The sequence below is a fragment of the Streptomyces sp. NRRL F-5122 genome (genome assembly GCF_001507435.1).
Taxonomy (GTDB): Bacteria; Actinomycetota; Actinomycetes; order Streptomycetales; family Streptomycetaceae; genus Streptomyces; species Streptomyces lannensis.
The window spans coordinates 17,336-30,896 of record NZ_LMWH01000229.1 but is presented as its reverse complement, the minus strand read 5'-3'; the positions used below and the strand labels follow the sequence as shown (position 1 = coordinate 30,896).

Here is a 13,561-nt window from a genome sequence, read left to right as displayed (position 1 = left end):
CCGAGCGATGTGCCCTGGCCGCGTCAGACCTCGTCCCGGCTCAGTGCAACCAGCCGGTCCAGGACGCGGGGTCCGCCTGCCCGGACGCCGTCGTGCTCGAACTCGTCGGTGACCCAGGTGCGCAGACCGCGGATCGAACGGGCCGTCCGAAGGGCGTGGGCGGTGTCGACGTACATGTCGTCGTGGTAGACCGCCGCGGCGACGGGCACCTCGTTGGCGGCGAGGCGGGACGCGTCGTACAGCGGTGCCCAGTCGGTGCGCGCCGCGAGCAGGTCCGCGGTCTCGCGCAGCGGGCGCAGCGCCGGATCGTTGTCGAACGTCCAGGGGTGCACGGACTCTCCGGTGAACAGCACCGGTCCGTCGCCCGACAGTGCCTTCGCCGCGTCGAACTGCGGGAACTCCCCCCGCACCCGCTCCGCCGCCCAAGCGGTGGGCCGGGCGTCCTGACCGTAGATCGCCTCGTGGATCAGCGCGTAGAGGGGGTGGGCGGCATAGGAGAGCAGCCCGTGCACCTCCTCCTGGAACGCGTCGGAGAGCGTGAAGCCCTGCGCGGTGCGTACAAAGGCGTTCTCCAGCAGGAAGTGGAGGCGGTGGCTGCCCTCGCTGCCGCCGAGGAGGATGCCGAGGGACTGGAACGCCTCCGCAGTGAGGCGGTAGCCGCTGTTCAGGACGGGCTCGTGCCGGAGCAGGTACTCGACGATACGGCGGACCCGTTCGACATCCTGCGGATAGCGGGCGTAGTGGGCGGCGACCTTGCGCTCGATGCGCGGGTAGGCGGCACGGTAGACGTCGTCCGCGTGTGCGTCGAGCGAGGGCAGGCCGCCGGTGATCAGGGCGGCTCGCAGGCCCTCGGGGGCCGCGGCGAGGTAGTTCACGGTGCAGAAGCCGCCGAAGCTCTGCCCGAGGACCGTCCACGGGGCACCGCCGGTGATCTGCGGGCGGATGGCCTCGCAGTCGCGGACGATGGCGTCCGCGCGGAAGTGCGTGAGGTAGTCGGCCTGCTCGCGGGGACCGCCGCGCAGCGGGAGCGTCTGCCGGTTGGCCGGCGTGGAGGCGCCGGTACCGCGCTGGTCGAGGAGGAGGACGCGGTACTCCTCGAGGGCCCGTCCGAGCCAGGCCTGCTGACCGACGAAACGATTCGCCCCGAAGCCGGGGCCGCCCTGGAGGTAGAGCAGCCAGGGCAGGTCGGCGTCCGCCTTGGCACCGGCGACGACCTCCCGGGCGTAGAGCTCGATCGTCTCTCCGCCCGGGTTGTCGTGGTCGAGGGGCACGGTGAAGCGACGGTCGGTGAGGACGACGCCGGGCTGGCGATAGCTGAGGCTCAAGGGTGCTCCCGGGACGAACGATTTCAAGGCCGCGTCCCAGTTCAGCACATGGTCCTGCGGGGTCGACGGCCGGGATCAAGAAAAATCACTACTGACCGGCCGCTCAGCCGGAATCGTGACGCCGCACGGGGACCGGAACGACCCGGGGGCAGCCGCAGGGGACGGGGCGGAACCGGGTTCAGCGCGCCCCGAGGCTGGAGCGGCGCACCACCAGCTCCGGCTGGAGCACGACCCGCCGGTGCTCGTGCGCCCGGACGCCGGCCTCCGCCTCGGTCTCCTCCAGCAGGAGTTCCGCGGCGAGCGCGCCCATGGTGACCGCGGGCTGCCGCACGGAGGTGAGCGGCACCGCCGCCGCGGCGGCGAACTCGATGTCGTCGTAGCCGACGATGGCCAGCTCCTCGGGCACGCTCACACCGGCGGCGTAGAGGGCCTGGAGAACACCGAGGGCGAGCAGGTCGTTGGCACAGAACACGGCGGTCGGGCGGTCGGCCAGCCCGAGGAGGCGGGCACCCGCGTCCCGACCCGCGGCGACGTCGAGCCGTTCGGTCGGCAGCTCCCGCAGTGCTTCGGGCCCGAGTCCCGCCTCCGCCAGTGCGTTCAGGGCCCCCGTGCGACGGTCCCTGACCTGGTTGAGTCCGGGCGGACCGCTGACGTACGCGATGGAGCGGTGCCCCGCGTCGACGAGATGCCGGACGGCCAGCGCCCCGCCCGCCACGTCGTCGACCGAGACCGAGCACTCGGTGGCGCCCTCGGCCACCCGGTCGACCAGGACGAACGGGATGCCGTGACGCCGGAACGTCTCGATGTTGCGCCCGGACGCGTCGGCGGGGGTGAGCAGCACTCCCCGCACCCGCTGCTCGGCGAAGAGCGACAGGTAGTCGGCCTCCTCCGCGGGACTCTGGGCGCTGTTGCAGACCATCACGCCGAGCCCCGCCTCGCGTGCTGCCCGTTCGGCGCCGCGGGCCACGTCCACGAAGAAGGGGTTGCCCATGTCGAGCACGAGCAGCCCCATGATGCGGCTGCGTCCCGCCCGCAACTGCCGGGCCGACTCGCTGCGCACATAGCCGAGCCGGTCGATCGCGGACTGCACGCGGGCACGGGTCTCGGACGCGACCGTCTCGGGCCGGTTGATGACGTTCGAGACCGTACCCACCGAGACTCCGGCGGCGCGGGCGACGTCCTTGATACCCACCGACTGGGCCATCAGGCGGGGACCTCCATGAAGACGAGGGGCGGCAGGCGGGCCTTCACATTACCGTCACCGCCCCGCAGGAAAGAGCCGGTCACACGGGGCACGCGGCGGCCATGACCGGGAGCGGGCCACCGGACCTCTCCCGGGGGTCCGCCTGCCGCCCGCCCTCGTCGGCCCCGTCGGAACCGAGGTCCGGTGTCCACCCGGCATCGGGAGGACGCCGGACGTCAGGGGCGTCGTCTCGGCTCGGTGCTCCGTCGATCGATGCGTCAGGCGAGGTGGAACACCTCGCTGAGGGGTTTCATCGCCTCGTCGGGGCGGGCGCCGTCGAGCGACTCGAAGTACGGGGCCATGTCCGCCTGCCAGCGGGCGTTGACCTCGGTGGCCTCCATACCGGCGACGGCCGCCGCGAAGTCCTCCGTCTCGAGATATCCCACAAGCAGACCGTCGTCGCGCAGGAAGAGCGAGTAGTTGCGCCAGCCGGTGGCCGAGAGCGCTGCCAGCATCTCCGGCCACACGGCGGCGTGTCGTTCGCGGTACTCGGCGATCCGGTCCCCACGGACCTTGAGGAGGAAACAGACGCGCTGCATGAAGTACCGCTCCCGGATCAGAAGTTGAACTGGTCGATGTTCTTGGCGTCGAACACGGTGGGCTTGCCGAGGGTGATCACACCGTCCTTGCCGATGGTGTAGCTGCCCATCCCACCGGCGGTGAAGGTCTCTCCCTCCTTGCCCGTGATCTGTCCGGACGCCATCGCGACGGCGGTGCGGGCGGCCAGCTCGCCGAGCTTGGCCGGGTCCCACAGCTCGAAACCCTCCACCGTGCCGTTCTTGACGTACTGGCGCATGTCGTTCGGGGTGCCGAGGCCGGTCAGCTTGACCTTGCCCTTGTACTTCGACCCGGACAGATACTGGGCCGCCGCCTTGATACCGACGGTGGTCGGGGAGATGATCCCCTTGAGGTTCGGGTACTGCTGGAGCAGACCCTGGGTCTGCTGGAAGGACTGCTGGGCGTCGTCGTTGCCGTAGGCGATCTTGACGAGCTTGACGTTCTTGTACTTGGGGTCCTTGAGCTCGTCCTTCATGAAGTCGATCCAGGTGTTCTGGTTCGTCGCGGTCTGCGCGGCGGACAGGATCGCGATCTCGCCCTTGTAGCCGATCTGCTGGGCCAGCAGCTGCACCTCGGTGCGGCCGAGGTCCTCGGCGGCGGCCTGCGAGACGAAGGCGTTGCGGCACTCCGGCTTGGTGTCGGAGTCATAGGTGACGACCTTGATGCCGTTGCTCATGGCCTGCTTGAGCGCGGTGCAGAGCGCGCCCGGATCCTGGGCGGAGACGGCCATCGCGTTCACCTGCTGCTGGGTCAGCGTGTTGACGTAGCTGACCTGGCCGCTGGTGTCGGTGGCGCTGCTTGGGCCCACCTCCTTGTACTTCTGGCCCAGTTCCTCCAGCGCCTTCTTGCCGCCGCTGTCGGCCGAGGTGAAGTAGGGGTTGTTGACCTGCTTGGGCAGGAAGGCGACGGTCAGCCCCTTCTTGAGGGCGGCGTTGGGGTCGGCCTTGCCGGCCGAGGCGGCGGAGCCGCCGCCCGAGTCCTTGACGTCGTTCTTCGTGGTGCCGCCGCAGGCCGTGGCGGCGAGCGCGAGGGAGGCGACGGCAGCGACGGTCACACAGGCACGACGGATCGATGACTGGCGCATGAGCGAGGTCCTTTACGAGGGTGAGCGGAGTGACGAGGTCGGTGTCGAGGCGGCTTGGCGGCCCGCCCTCGCGACGGCTAGCCGGCGTGCGGCCCGGGGGCCGAGCACGGAGACGACGAGCAGTACGCCGGTGACGACGATCTGCGACTGGGCGGAGACGTTCATGAGGCTCATCACGTTCTGCAGCGCGCCCAGCAGGAAGACCCCGGCGATCGCGCCGCCGAGCGTCCCCTTGCCGCCGTCGAAGTCGATGCCGCCGAGCAACACCGCCGCGACGACGGAGAGTTCGAGTCCCGTGGCGTTGTCGTAACGGGCACTGGCGTAGTGCAGCGCCCAGAAGACACCGGTGAGCGAGGCCATGAACCCCGTGGCGGTGAACAGGATCAGTTTCGCCCGCCTGACCCGGATGCCCGCGAACCGGGCGGCCTCCTGACTGGCGCCGACCGCGAACAGGGACCGGCCGAACGGCGTGGCGTGCAGGACGACCACCGCGACGGCGAGCAGGACCAGGAAGGGCAGGAACGCCTGCGGGAGGAAGCTGTCCCCGATGCGCCCGGCTGCGAAGTCCAGGTACTGCGTGGGGAAGTCGGTCACGGCGTCCGAGCCGAGCACGATCTGCGCGATGCCCCGATAGCCGGCGAGGGTTCCGATGGTGACGGCAAGGGACGGCAGGCCGAGCCGGGTCACCAGCAGGCCGTTGACCAGTCCGCACACCACACCGAGCACCAGGCACAGCGGGATGATCGTCTCGATCGCCATGCCCTCGTTCCACAACTTGCCCATCACGGCGCCCGACAGGCCCGCGGTGGAGGCGACCGACAGATCGATCTCCCCCGCGACCACGAGGAGCGTCATCGGCAGCGCGATCAGCGCGATCGGCAGCGTGTTGCCGATCAGGAACGAGAGGTTGAGGGCGTTGCCGAAGCCGTCCACGAAGGAGAACGACAGCAGCAGCAGGACCAGGAGGAGCGCGCCGACGACCGTGTCCCAGCGGATCGCGCGCGTCAAGGAGTCAGGCATGGCGGGCGTTCCTCTTCTTCAGGGCCAGGCCCACGCGCAGCGCGACGACACGGTCGACCGCGATGGCGAGCAAGAGCAGGATGCCGTTGATGGCGAGCACCCAGACGGAGCTGACGCCGAGGGCGGGCAGCACGCTGTTGACGGACGTCAGCAGCAGTGCGCCGAGCGCCGCGCCGTAGACGCTGCCGGAGCCGCCGGTGAAGACGACGCCGCCGACCACGACCGCGCTGACGACGGTGAGTTCGTAGCCGCTGCCGGTGCCGGAGTCGACGTTGCCGAACCGGGCCAGGTAGAGCGCGCCCGCGAGTCCCGCGAGGGCGCCGCAGAAGGTGTAGGCGGCCAGGATCCGCTTGCGTACGGGAATGCCGGCGAGCCGTGCGGCCTCGGGGTTGGAGCCGAGCGCGTACAGCTCGCGTCCGCTGCTGAAGTGCTTGAGGTAGTAGGCGGTGCCGACGAGGATCACGAGCGCGATGAGGGCGAGCCAGGGGATCGCCGAGATGCCTCCGGAGCCGAAGTCGACGAACCCGCTCGGGAGATCGGCCGCGGTGATCTGGCGCGAGCCGACCCAGATGGAGTCGATGCCCCGGACGATGTAGAGCGTGCCGAGGGTGACGACGAGGGCCGGCACCTGACCGAGGCTGACGAGCAGTCCGTTCAGCAGGCCGAAACCGATGCCGAGAAGTACGGCGAGGACCAGCCCGATCACCGGGTTTCCGCCGCCGTGCAGCCAGGTGCCGGCCGCGAAGGCGCTGATACCGAGGGTCGAGCCGACCGACAGATCGACGTTCCGGGTGATCACGACCAGGGACTGGCCGGTGGCTACCAGCACGAGGATGGTCGCGTTCAGCAGCAGGTCCTTGATGCCCTGCTCGGAGAGGAACTCGCTGTTGCCCAGCTGGGTGACGACGATCATCACCAGGAAGACGACGAGGATGGCGAGTTCACGCATCTTGAACACGCGGTCGACGAGCCGGGTGCCGCTCGACTTCGGCACGTCGGCGGTCGGGGCGGGGTTGGGTGCGGTCACCGTCATGCGTACGGCCTCCCGGTGAGCAGCGGGGCCCTCTTGATGGCTGTCATGCGGCGGCCCTCCCGGTGGCAGCGGCCATCACCCTTTCCTCGGTGGCCTCGGAGCGCGGGATCTCGGCGGTGAGCCGTCCCTCGTGCATGACGAGCACGCGGTCGGCCATGCCGAGGACCTCGGGCAGGTCGGAGGAGATCATCAGGACGGCGACCCCGTCGGCGGCCAGTTCGCCGAGCAGCCGGTGCACCTCGGCCTTGGTACCGACGTCGATGCCGCGCGTCGGCTCGTCGACGATCAGCACCTTCGGGCCGGTGGCCAGCCACTTGGCCAGGACGACCTTCTGCTGGTTGCCGCCCGACAGGGTGGAGACGGCGTCGGCGATCCGGGCGTACTTGACCCGCAGCTTGACGGCCCAGTCCAGGGACCGGCTGCGTTCGGCGCCGCGGTCCACGAGTCCGGCCCTGACCGTCGTACGCAGCCCGGTCAGGCCGATGTTCCGCTCGATGGACATGTCCATCACCAGGCCCTGGGCCCGCCGGTCCTCGGGGACGAGCGCGAGCCCGGCGGCCATGGCCGTGGAGGGCGCGCCGTTCGTCAGCGCCCGGCCGTCGACCTCGACCTCGCCTGCGTCCCACCGGTCGACGCCGAACACGGCCCGGGCCACCTCGGTGCGGCCGGCCCCGACCAGTCCGGCGAGACCGACGATCTCCCCCTGCCGCACGTCGAAGGACACGTCGGTGAACACGCCCTCGCGGGTCAGCCGGCGGACGCTCAGGGCGATCCGCCCGGGCTCGACGTCCTGCTTGGGATACAGCTCGTCCAGGTCCCGTCCCACCATCCGGCGGACCAGGTCGTCCTCGGTCATCCCGTCCAGTGGCTCGCTCGCGATCCAGGCGCCGTCACGCAAGGTGGTGACGCGCCGGCAGATCTGGAAGATCTCCTCGAGCCGGTGGGAGATGAACAGCACCGCCGCGCCCTGCTCGCGCAGCGTGCGGACGACACCGAAGAGCCGGGCCACCTCGCTCCCGGTCAGGGCCGCGGTCGGCTCGTCCATGATCAGCACTCGGGCGTCGAAGGACAGTGCCTTGGCGATCTCGACGATCTGCTGGTCGGCTATGGACAGGCCGCGAGCCGGGCGCTCCGGGTCGAGTTCGACACCGAGGCGCCGCATCAGGGCTGCGGTCGCCGCGTTCGTCGCCTTGTGGTCGATACGGCCGAGCGCCCGCTTGGGCCGGCGGCCCATGAAGATGTTCTCGGCGATCGAGAGGTCAGGAAAGAGGGTCGGTTCCTGGTAGATCACGGCGATGCCGGCGTCGCGTGCGTCGCCCGGGCCGTGGAAGACGACCGGCTCGCCGTCCAGCAGCACCCGGCCGGCGTCCGGCCGATGCACTCCGGCGAGCGTCTTGATGAGGGTCGACTTGCCCGCGCCGTTCTCGCCGGCGAGGGCGTGCACCTCACCGGGGAACAGTTCGAGGGAGACGTCCCTGAGGGCGCGCACGGCGCCGAAGGATTTGGAGATGCCTTTGAGCGCCAGCACCGGGGACGGACCCGCGTCGGACGGGTGGGTCATGGAAGCTCCTCGACGACGTCGGCGGGGACATCCCTCACTGCGTCGTGAAAGGTTTCAACTCGGTTGCCGGGACGTTAGGCGCGCCGACCATGTCACGTCAATGGGGCCGCATCGAAAACCTTTCGATAGCCAGAGGTCGCCGCACAGTCTTCGGAGGCAGTAGCTGCCGGAAGGCTTGACACCTCCGGGGAGGACTCATAGTTTCGCTCTCTGAATCGTTTCATGCAGCATGCTTTCAACTGACGCCCCAGGAGCCCTGAAGTGACCGAGCTCGCCGCGGTGAAGGCCGCTCTGAAGACACAGGCAGTCGAGACGCCGTCATGGGCGTACGCGAACTCGGGCACACGCTTCAAGGTCTTCGCGCAAGCGGGGGTGCCCCGCAATCCGCGCGAGAAGCTGGACGACGCCGCGAAGGTGCACGAGTTCACCGGTGTGGCGCCGACGGTGGCCTTGCACATCCCGTGGGACAAGGTCGACGACTACACCGCTCTGGCGCAGTACGCGCAGGAGCGCGGTGTGACACTGGGCGCCATCAACTCCAACACCTTCCAGGACGACGACTACCGGCTGGGCAGCATCTGCCACCCGGATCCGGGCGTGCGCCGCAAGGCCGTCGACCACCTGCTCGAGTGCATCGACATCATGGACGCCACCGGCTCACGGGATCTCAAGCTCTGGTTCGCCGACGGCACCAACTACCCCGGCCAGGACGACATCCGGGAGCGCCAGGACCGGCTGGCCGAAGGTCTCGCCGAGGTCTACGGACGGCTCGGCGACGGACAGCGCATGCTGCTGGAGTACAAGCTCTTCGAGCCCGCCTTCTACTCGACCGACGTCCCGGACTGGGGCACCGCCTACGCCCACTGCCTCAGGCTCGGTGAGAAGGCCCAGGTCGTCGTGGACACCGGTCACCACGCTCCCGGCACCAACATCGAGTTCATCGTCGCCACGCTGCTGCGCGAGCGGAAGCTCGGCGGGTTCGACTTCAACTCCCGCTTCTACGCCGACGACGACCTCATGGTCGGTGCCGCCGATCCCTTCCAGTTGTTCCGCATCATGCACGAGGTCGTCCGCGGTGGCGGACTCGGTCCGGGCGTTGCCTTCATGCTCGACCAGTGCCACAACATCGAGGCGAAGATCCCGGCCATCATCCGTTCGGTGATGAACGTGCAGGAGGCGACGGCCAAGGCCCTGCTCGTGGACCGGGACGCGCTGGTCGCGGCACAGCGCTCCGGTGACGTCCTCGAGGCGAACGCGGTGCTGATGGACGCGTACAACACCGACGTACGCCCTCTCCTCGCCGAGGTCCGCCAGGAGGTCGGTCTCGATCCCGACCCGATCGCCGCGTACCGGCGCTCCGGCTGGGCCGAGAAGATCGCGGTAGAGCGGGTGGGCGGACAGCAGGCCGGCTGGGGCGCCTGAGGCTCCCGGCCGCGACCCGACACACCACACCGGGCGGGGCGCCGCGGCTCGTCGGGCCGACCGGACACACCCGACGGCAACGCCCGGGACTCCTCGGGGGGCCCTGCTCGTGACGGCGACCGTCTGCGTGGGCTTTATCCAGACCGGTCCCGTTCCGCTCCTGTCCCTGGGCTTCCCGGTGCTGATCTGGGCGGCCTTCCGGTTCCAGCGGGCCGGGGCCGCACCCTGCGCACTGGCGCTGTCGACCTTCGCGATCGTCGCTGCCGCGGAGCGAACGGGCCCGTTCGCCGCGCACAACCTGCTCACGAACATGATCACGTTGCAGGCGTTCAACGGCTCCATCGCATTCACCGCGCTGCTCCTCGGGGCGGCGGTCAGCGAGCGCAATCAGACCCAACACGACATCCAGCAGGCCTGCAGCCAGCTTTCCGACATGGTCGACAGGATCGCGCCGGACGAGGGGCACCCGGGTCGTCCCGAGGGCGGAAGCAGCGAGGGCCGCGACCTCTGACGGGTCCGGGGCGACACGGTTCGAGTCCGGCGAACCGCTCGCGGTACGCCCACAGATCCGCGACCTGACGCCGCAGCCGCCGGACTCCCGGTTCTGTGCATGAATCGTTTCATGCAGAGTGCAGGGCGATGTCCGTTACGTCACCGGCGGGGAGTTGCCGGGACCCCACCCTCGGAGTAGCGGAGGCCGTCCGCCGACGACCGATGTCTTGACGTCGGAGCTGGACGACCATTAAGTTCCTGAAACGATTCAAGCCGTCCATCGGAGGACCGAGAAGCCATGGCACCTCACCCCGAAGCCGCCGCCCTCCTGGCCCGCTCCCATCGGCTCGGCGCCGATCCGCGCAACACCAACTACGCCGGTGGCAACGCCTCCGCGAAGGGCACCGACCGTGATCCCGTGACCGGTGGTGACGTGGAGCTGATGTGGGTCAAGGGGTCCGGTGGCGACCTCGGCACCCTCACCGGGGCGGGCCTGGCCGTTTTGCGGCTCGACCGGCTGCGGGCGCTGACGGAGGTCTATCCGGGCGTCGAGCGCGAGGACGAGATGGTCGCCGCGTTCGACTACTGCCTGCACGGAAAGGGCTGCGCGGCCCCCTCCATCGACACGGCCATGCACGGGCTGGTCGACGCGGCCCATGTCGATCATCTGCACCCCGACTCCGGCATCGCGCTCGCCTGCGCCGCCGACGGGGAGAAGCTGACCGCCGAATGCTTCGGCGACACGGTGGTGTGGGTACCGTGGCGGCGCCCCGGCTTCCAACTCGGCCTGGACATCGCCGCGGTGAAGAAGGCCAACCCGCAGGCCGTCGGGTGTGTCCTCGGCGGGCACGGCATCACTGCCTGGGGGGACACCTCCGAGGAGTGCGAGCGCAACTCGCTGCACATCATCCGTACCGCCGAGGCCTTCCTCGCCGAGCACGGAAGGTCCGAGCCGTTCGGACCGGTGATCGAGGGGTACGAGGCACTGCCGGAGGCGGAGCGGCGGGAGCGGGCGGCGGCCCTGGCCCCGCACATCCGTGCCGTCGCCTCCCAGGACCGGGCTCAGGTCGGCCACTTCACCGACGCGGACGTCGTCCTCGACTTCCTCGCCCGTTCCGGGCACCCGCGTCTGGCCGCGCTCGGCACCTCCTGCCCTGACCACTTCCTGCGGACCAAGGTCCGGCCGCTGGTCCTCGACCTGCCGCCGACAGCCCCGCTCGAGCAGGTGGCGGTCCGGCTGAAGGAACTGCACGCCGCCTACCGCGAGGAGTACGCGGCCTACTACGCGCGGCACGCCCTGCCCGATTCGCCCGCAATGCGCGGTGCCGACCCGGCGATCGTGCTCGTGCCGGGCGTCGGCATGTTCTCGTTCGGCAAGGACAAGCAGACCGCCCGGGTGGCGGGCGAGTTCTACGTCAACGCGATCAACGTGATGCGCGGCGCGGAGTCGGTGTCGACCTACGCGCCGATCGAGGAGTCGGAGAAGTTCCGCATCGAGTACTGGCCGCTCGAGGAGGCCAAGCTCCGGCGGATGCCGAAGCCCAGGCCGCTCGCCACCCGCGTGGCACTGGTGACGGGCGCGGGCAGCGGCATCGGGAAGGCGATCGCGCACCGGTTGGCCGCGGAGGGCGCGTGCGTGGTGGTAGCGGACATCGACGCCGACAGGGCCGCCGCCGTCGCCGAGGAACTCGGCGGCGCGGACAGGGCCGTCGCGGTCACCGTGGACGTCACGTCCGAGGAGCAGATCGGCGAGGCCTTCAAGGCGGCGGTGCTCGCCTACGGCGGGGTCGACCTGGTGGTCAACAACGCCGGGATCTCCATCTCCAAACCTCTCCTGGAGACATCGGCGAAGGACTGGGACCTCCAGCACGACATCATGGCCCGGGGCTCCTTCCTCGTCTCGCGCGAGGCGGCCCGGGTGATGATCGCCCAGGAACTGGGCGGGGACATCGTCTACATCGCTTCCAAGAACGCCGTCTTCGCCGGCCCCAACAACATCGCCTACTCGGCGACCAAGGCCGACCAGGCACATCAGGTGCGGCTCCTGGCAGCGGAGTTGGGCGAGCACGGCATCCGCGTCAACGGTGTCAACCCCGACGGTGTGGTGCGCGGCTCGGGCATCTTCGCGGGCGGCTGGGGCGCCCAACGGGCGGCCGTGTACGGGGTGGAGGAGGAGGAGCTCGGCGAGTTCTACGCCCAGCGCACCATCCTCAAGCGGGAGGTGCTGCCCGAGCACGTGGCGGCCGCGGTCTTCGCGCTGACCGGCGGGGACCTCACCCACACCACGGGACTGCACGTCCCGGTGGACGCCGGCGTGGCGGCCGCGTTCCTTCGATGAGTGCGGCAGTGAAGTCGTATGCCGCGGTCGACCTGGGCGCCTCCAGCGGGCGTGTCATGGTCGGCCGCGTGGGCCCGGGCACCCTGGAACTCAGCGAGGCGCACCGGTTCCCGAACCGGCCCGTGCGGGTCCCCGAGGGACTGCGCTGGGACATCCTCGCGCTGTACGCGGGTGTTCTCGACGGGTTGCGCTCGGCCGGCCGGGTCGACTCGGTCGGCATCGACAGCTGGGCGGTCGACTACGGCCTCCTGGACGCCGACGGCGCCCTGCTCGGCAATCCGGTCCACTACCGCGACACCCGCACCGAGGGGGCAGCGGAGAAGGTGTGGGCGACGGTCCCGCCCGGGGAGCTGTACGCCGCGACGGGGTTGCAGTACGCGCCGTTCAACACGCTCTACCAGCTGACGGCGGCGCGTGACACGCAGCAACTGGACCGGGCGAGAAGGCTGTTGCTCATCCCCGACCTGCTGATCCACTGGCTCACCGGCGAGCAGGGCACCGAGCTGACCAATGCGTCCACCACTCAGCTCATCGATCCCCGCACGCAGGACTGGTCCCACGACGTGGCGAGCCGTCTCGGCATCGATCTGAGCCTGTTCGCCCCGTTGCGGCGGCCCGGCGATCCGGCAGGTGTGCTGCGGCCCGAGGTACTGGAGGAGACCGGTCTGGCCGGGCCCGTTCCGGTGACGACGGTCGGGTCCCACGACACGGCGTCCGCGGTGGCCGCCGTACCGGCCGCCGGTGAGCGGTTCGCCTACATCTGCACCGGCACCTGGTCCCTGGCCGGACTTGAGCTCGCGGCTCCGGTGCTGACCGAGGCGGGCCGCGCCGCCAACTTCACCAATGAGCTGGGGCTGGACGGCACCGTCCGCTATCTGCGCAACATCATGGGACTGTGGCTGCTCCAGGAGTGCCTGCGGGAGTGGGGCGAGCCGGACCTGCCCGCGCTGCTGTCCGCTGCCGCAGGCGAGCCCGCCCTGCGGTCCGTCGTGGATGCGGGGGACGCGGCGTTCCTCGCCCCCGGGCGGATGTCGGCCCGTGTCGCCGAGGCGTGCCGCGCCTCCGGTCAGCCGGTGCCGGACTCTCCGGCCCAGATCACCCGCTGCATCCTCGACTCCCTCGCGCTCGCCCACCACCGGGCCGTCGCCGATGCCCAGCGGCTCGCCGACCACCCGGTCGACGTCGTGCACATCGTCGGAGGGGGAGCCCGCAACGCCCTGTTGTGCCAGCTGACCGCCGACGCGTGCGGGCTGCCGGTGGTGGCCGGCCCGACGGAGGCGGCGGCTCTCGGCAATGTGCTGGTCCAGGCACGGACCCATGGACTCGTCGGCGACCGTGCCGGGATGCGCCGACTGCTTGCCCGCACGCAGCGGTTGACGCGGTACGAGCCACAGGGTGACACGGGTCCCTGGCGTGATGCGCAGGCCCGGATCGCCACGCCGTGAACCGGGGTCTCGCCCAGACCACGCATGCCGATTACGCTGA

Annotated in this window: 11 protein-coding genes; 4 read left to right on the top strand and 7 right to left on the bottom strand. The window is 70.2% G+C overall.

All coding sequences use genetic code 11. From position 1 onward, the window contains the following. Positions 1 to 23: 23 nt before the first annotated feature. From ADL25_RS23010 to ADL25_RS22980, 7 genes are all read right to left on the bottom strand, one after another. Positions 24 to 1,325, bottom strand: coding sequence for an alpha/beta fold hydrolase (locus tag ADL25_RS23010; RefSeq protein WP_059129753.1), 1,302 nt, complete (start codon positions 1,323 to 1,325; stop codon positions 24 to 26). Between the two features lie 178 nt (positions 1,326 to 1,503). Next, on the bottom strand, positions 1,504 to 2,529 hold the full coding sequence (locus tag ADL25_RS23005) for a LacI family DNA-binding transcriptional regulator (RefSeq protein WP_059129694.1): 1,026 nt from the start codon (positions 2,527 to 2,529) through the stop codon (positions 1,504 to 1,506). 257 nt (positions 2,530 to 2,786) lie between these two features. Next, complete coding sequence (locus tag ADL25_RS23000; protein WP_059129693.1) at positions 2,787 to 3,107, bottom strand: L-rhamnose mutarotase; 321 nt, start codon at positions 3,105 to 3,107, stop codon at positions 2,787 to 2,789. A gap of 17 nt (positions 3,108 to 3,124) precedes the next feature. Beyond that, positions 3,125 to 4,210 carry a rhamnose ABC transporter substrate-binding protein gene (gene rhaS / locus ADL25_RS22995; RefSeq protein WP_059129692.1) on the bottom strand — a complete coding sequence of 362 codons (1,086 nt, stop codon included), beginning with the start codon at positions 4,208 to 4,210 and terminating at the stop codon, positions 3,125 to 3,127. Positions 4,211 to 4,222: 12 nt separating this feature from the next. Next, positions 4,223 to 5,230: an ABC transporter permease gene (locus ADL25_RS22990; RefSeq protein ID WP_059129691.1), complete on the bottom strand. Its 1,008-nt coding sequence runs from the start codon at positions 5,228 to 5,230 to the stop codon at positions 4,223 to 4,225. Continuing rightward, positions 5,223 to 6,263: an ABC transporter permease gene (locus ADL25_RS22985; protein WP_059129690.1), complete on the bottom strand. Its 1,041-nt coding sequence runs from the start codon at positions 6,261 to 6,263 to the stop codon at positions 5,223 to 5,225. Before ADL25_RS22985 ends, ADL25_RS22990 begins: the two co-directional genes overlap by 8 nt. Before the next feature lie 43 nt (positions 6,264 to 6,306). Further along, on the bottom strand, positions 6,307 to 7,824 hold the full coding sequence (locus ADL25_RS22980) for a sugar ABC transporter ATP-binding protein (RefSeq protein ID WP_059129689.1): 1,518 nt from the start codon (positions 7,822 to 7,824) through the stop codon (positions 6,307 to 6,309). Between the two features lie 261 nt (positions 7,825 to 8,085). Here ADL25_RS22980 and rhaI point away from each other — a divergent pair, with 261 nt between their 5' ends. The 4 genes from rhaI to ADL25_RS22960 all read left to right on the top strand — a co-directional run bounded on the left by rhaI (position 8,086) and on the right by ADL25_RS22960 (position 13,521). Continuing rightward, positions 8,086 to 9,246 (top strand): L-rhamnose isomerase, encoded by a 1,161-nt coding sequence (gene rhaI, locus ADL25_RS22975; RefSeq protein ID WP_059129688.1) that lies wholly within the window; start codon positions 8,086 to 8,088, stop codon positions 9,244 to 9,246. A gap of 109 nt (positions 9,247 to 9,355) precedes the next feature. Next, positions 9,356 to 9,757: an MASE1 domain-containing protein gene (locus tag ADL25_RS22970; RefSeq protein ID WP_059129687.1), complete on the top strand. Its 402-nt coding sequence runs from the start codon at positions 9,356 to 9,358 to the stop codon at positions 9,755 to 9,757. Positions 9,758 to 10,036: 279 nt separating this feature from the next. Next, positions 10,037 to 12,076 carry a bifunctional rhamnulose-1-phosphate aldolase/short-chain dehydrogenase gene (locus tag ADL25_RS22965; RefSeq protein ID WP_059129686.1) on the top strand — a complete coding sequence of 680 codons (2,040 nt, stop codon included), beginning with the start codon at positions 10,037 to 10,039 and terminating at the stop codon, positions 12,074 to 12,076. After that, the gene (locus ADL25_RS22960; protein WP_063805711.1) at positions 12,073 to 13,521 is read left to right on the top strand and encodes a rhamnulokinase; all 1,449 of its coding nucleotides are present in this window, start codon (positions 12,073 to 12,075) and stop codon (positions 13,519 to 13,521) included. Before ADL25_RS22965 ends, ADL25_RS22960 begins: the two co-directional genes overlap by 4 nt. Positions 13,522 to 13,561 lie beyond the last annotated feature (40 nt).

Coding starts and splice junctions, on each gene's coding strand:
- ADL25_RS22985 (WP_059129690.1), bottom strand. CDS start 6,263: ATGACGGTGACCGCACCCAACCCCGCCCCGACCGCCGACGTGCCGAAG.
- ADL25_RS22965 (WP_059129686.1), top strand. CDS start 10,037: ATGGCACCTCACCCCGAAGCCGCCGCCCTCCTGGCCCGCTCCCATCGG.
- ADL25_RS22990 (WP_059129691.1), bottom strand. CDS start 5,230: ATGCCTGACTCCTTGACGCGCGCGATCCGCTGGGACACGGTCGTCGGC.
- ADL25_RS23005 (WP_059129694.1), bottom strand. CDS start 2,529: ATGGCCCAGTCGGTGGGTATCAAGGACGTCGCCCGCGCCGCCGGAGTC.
- ADL25_RS22960 (WP_063805711.1), top strand. CDS start 12,073: ATGAGTGCGGCAGTGAAGTCGTATGCCGCGGTCGACCTGGGCGCCTCC.
- ADL25_RS22980 (WP_059129689.1), bottom strand. CDS start 7,824: ATGACCCACCCGTCCGACGCGGGTCCGTCCCCGGTGCTGGCGCTCAAA.
- ADL25_RS23000 (WP_059129693.1), bottom strand. CDS start 3,107: ATGCAGCGCGTCTGTTTCCTCCTCAAGGTCCGTGGGGACCGGATCGCC.
- rhaS (WP_059129692.1), bottom strand. CDS start 4,210: ATGCGCCAGTCATCGATCCGTCGTGCCTGTGTGACCGTCGCTGCCGTC.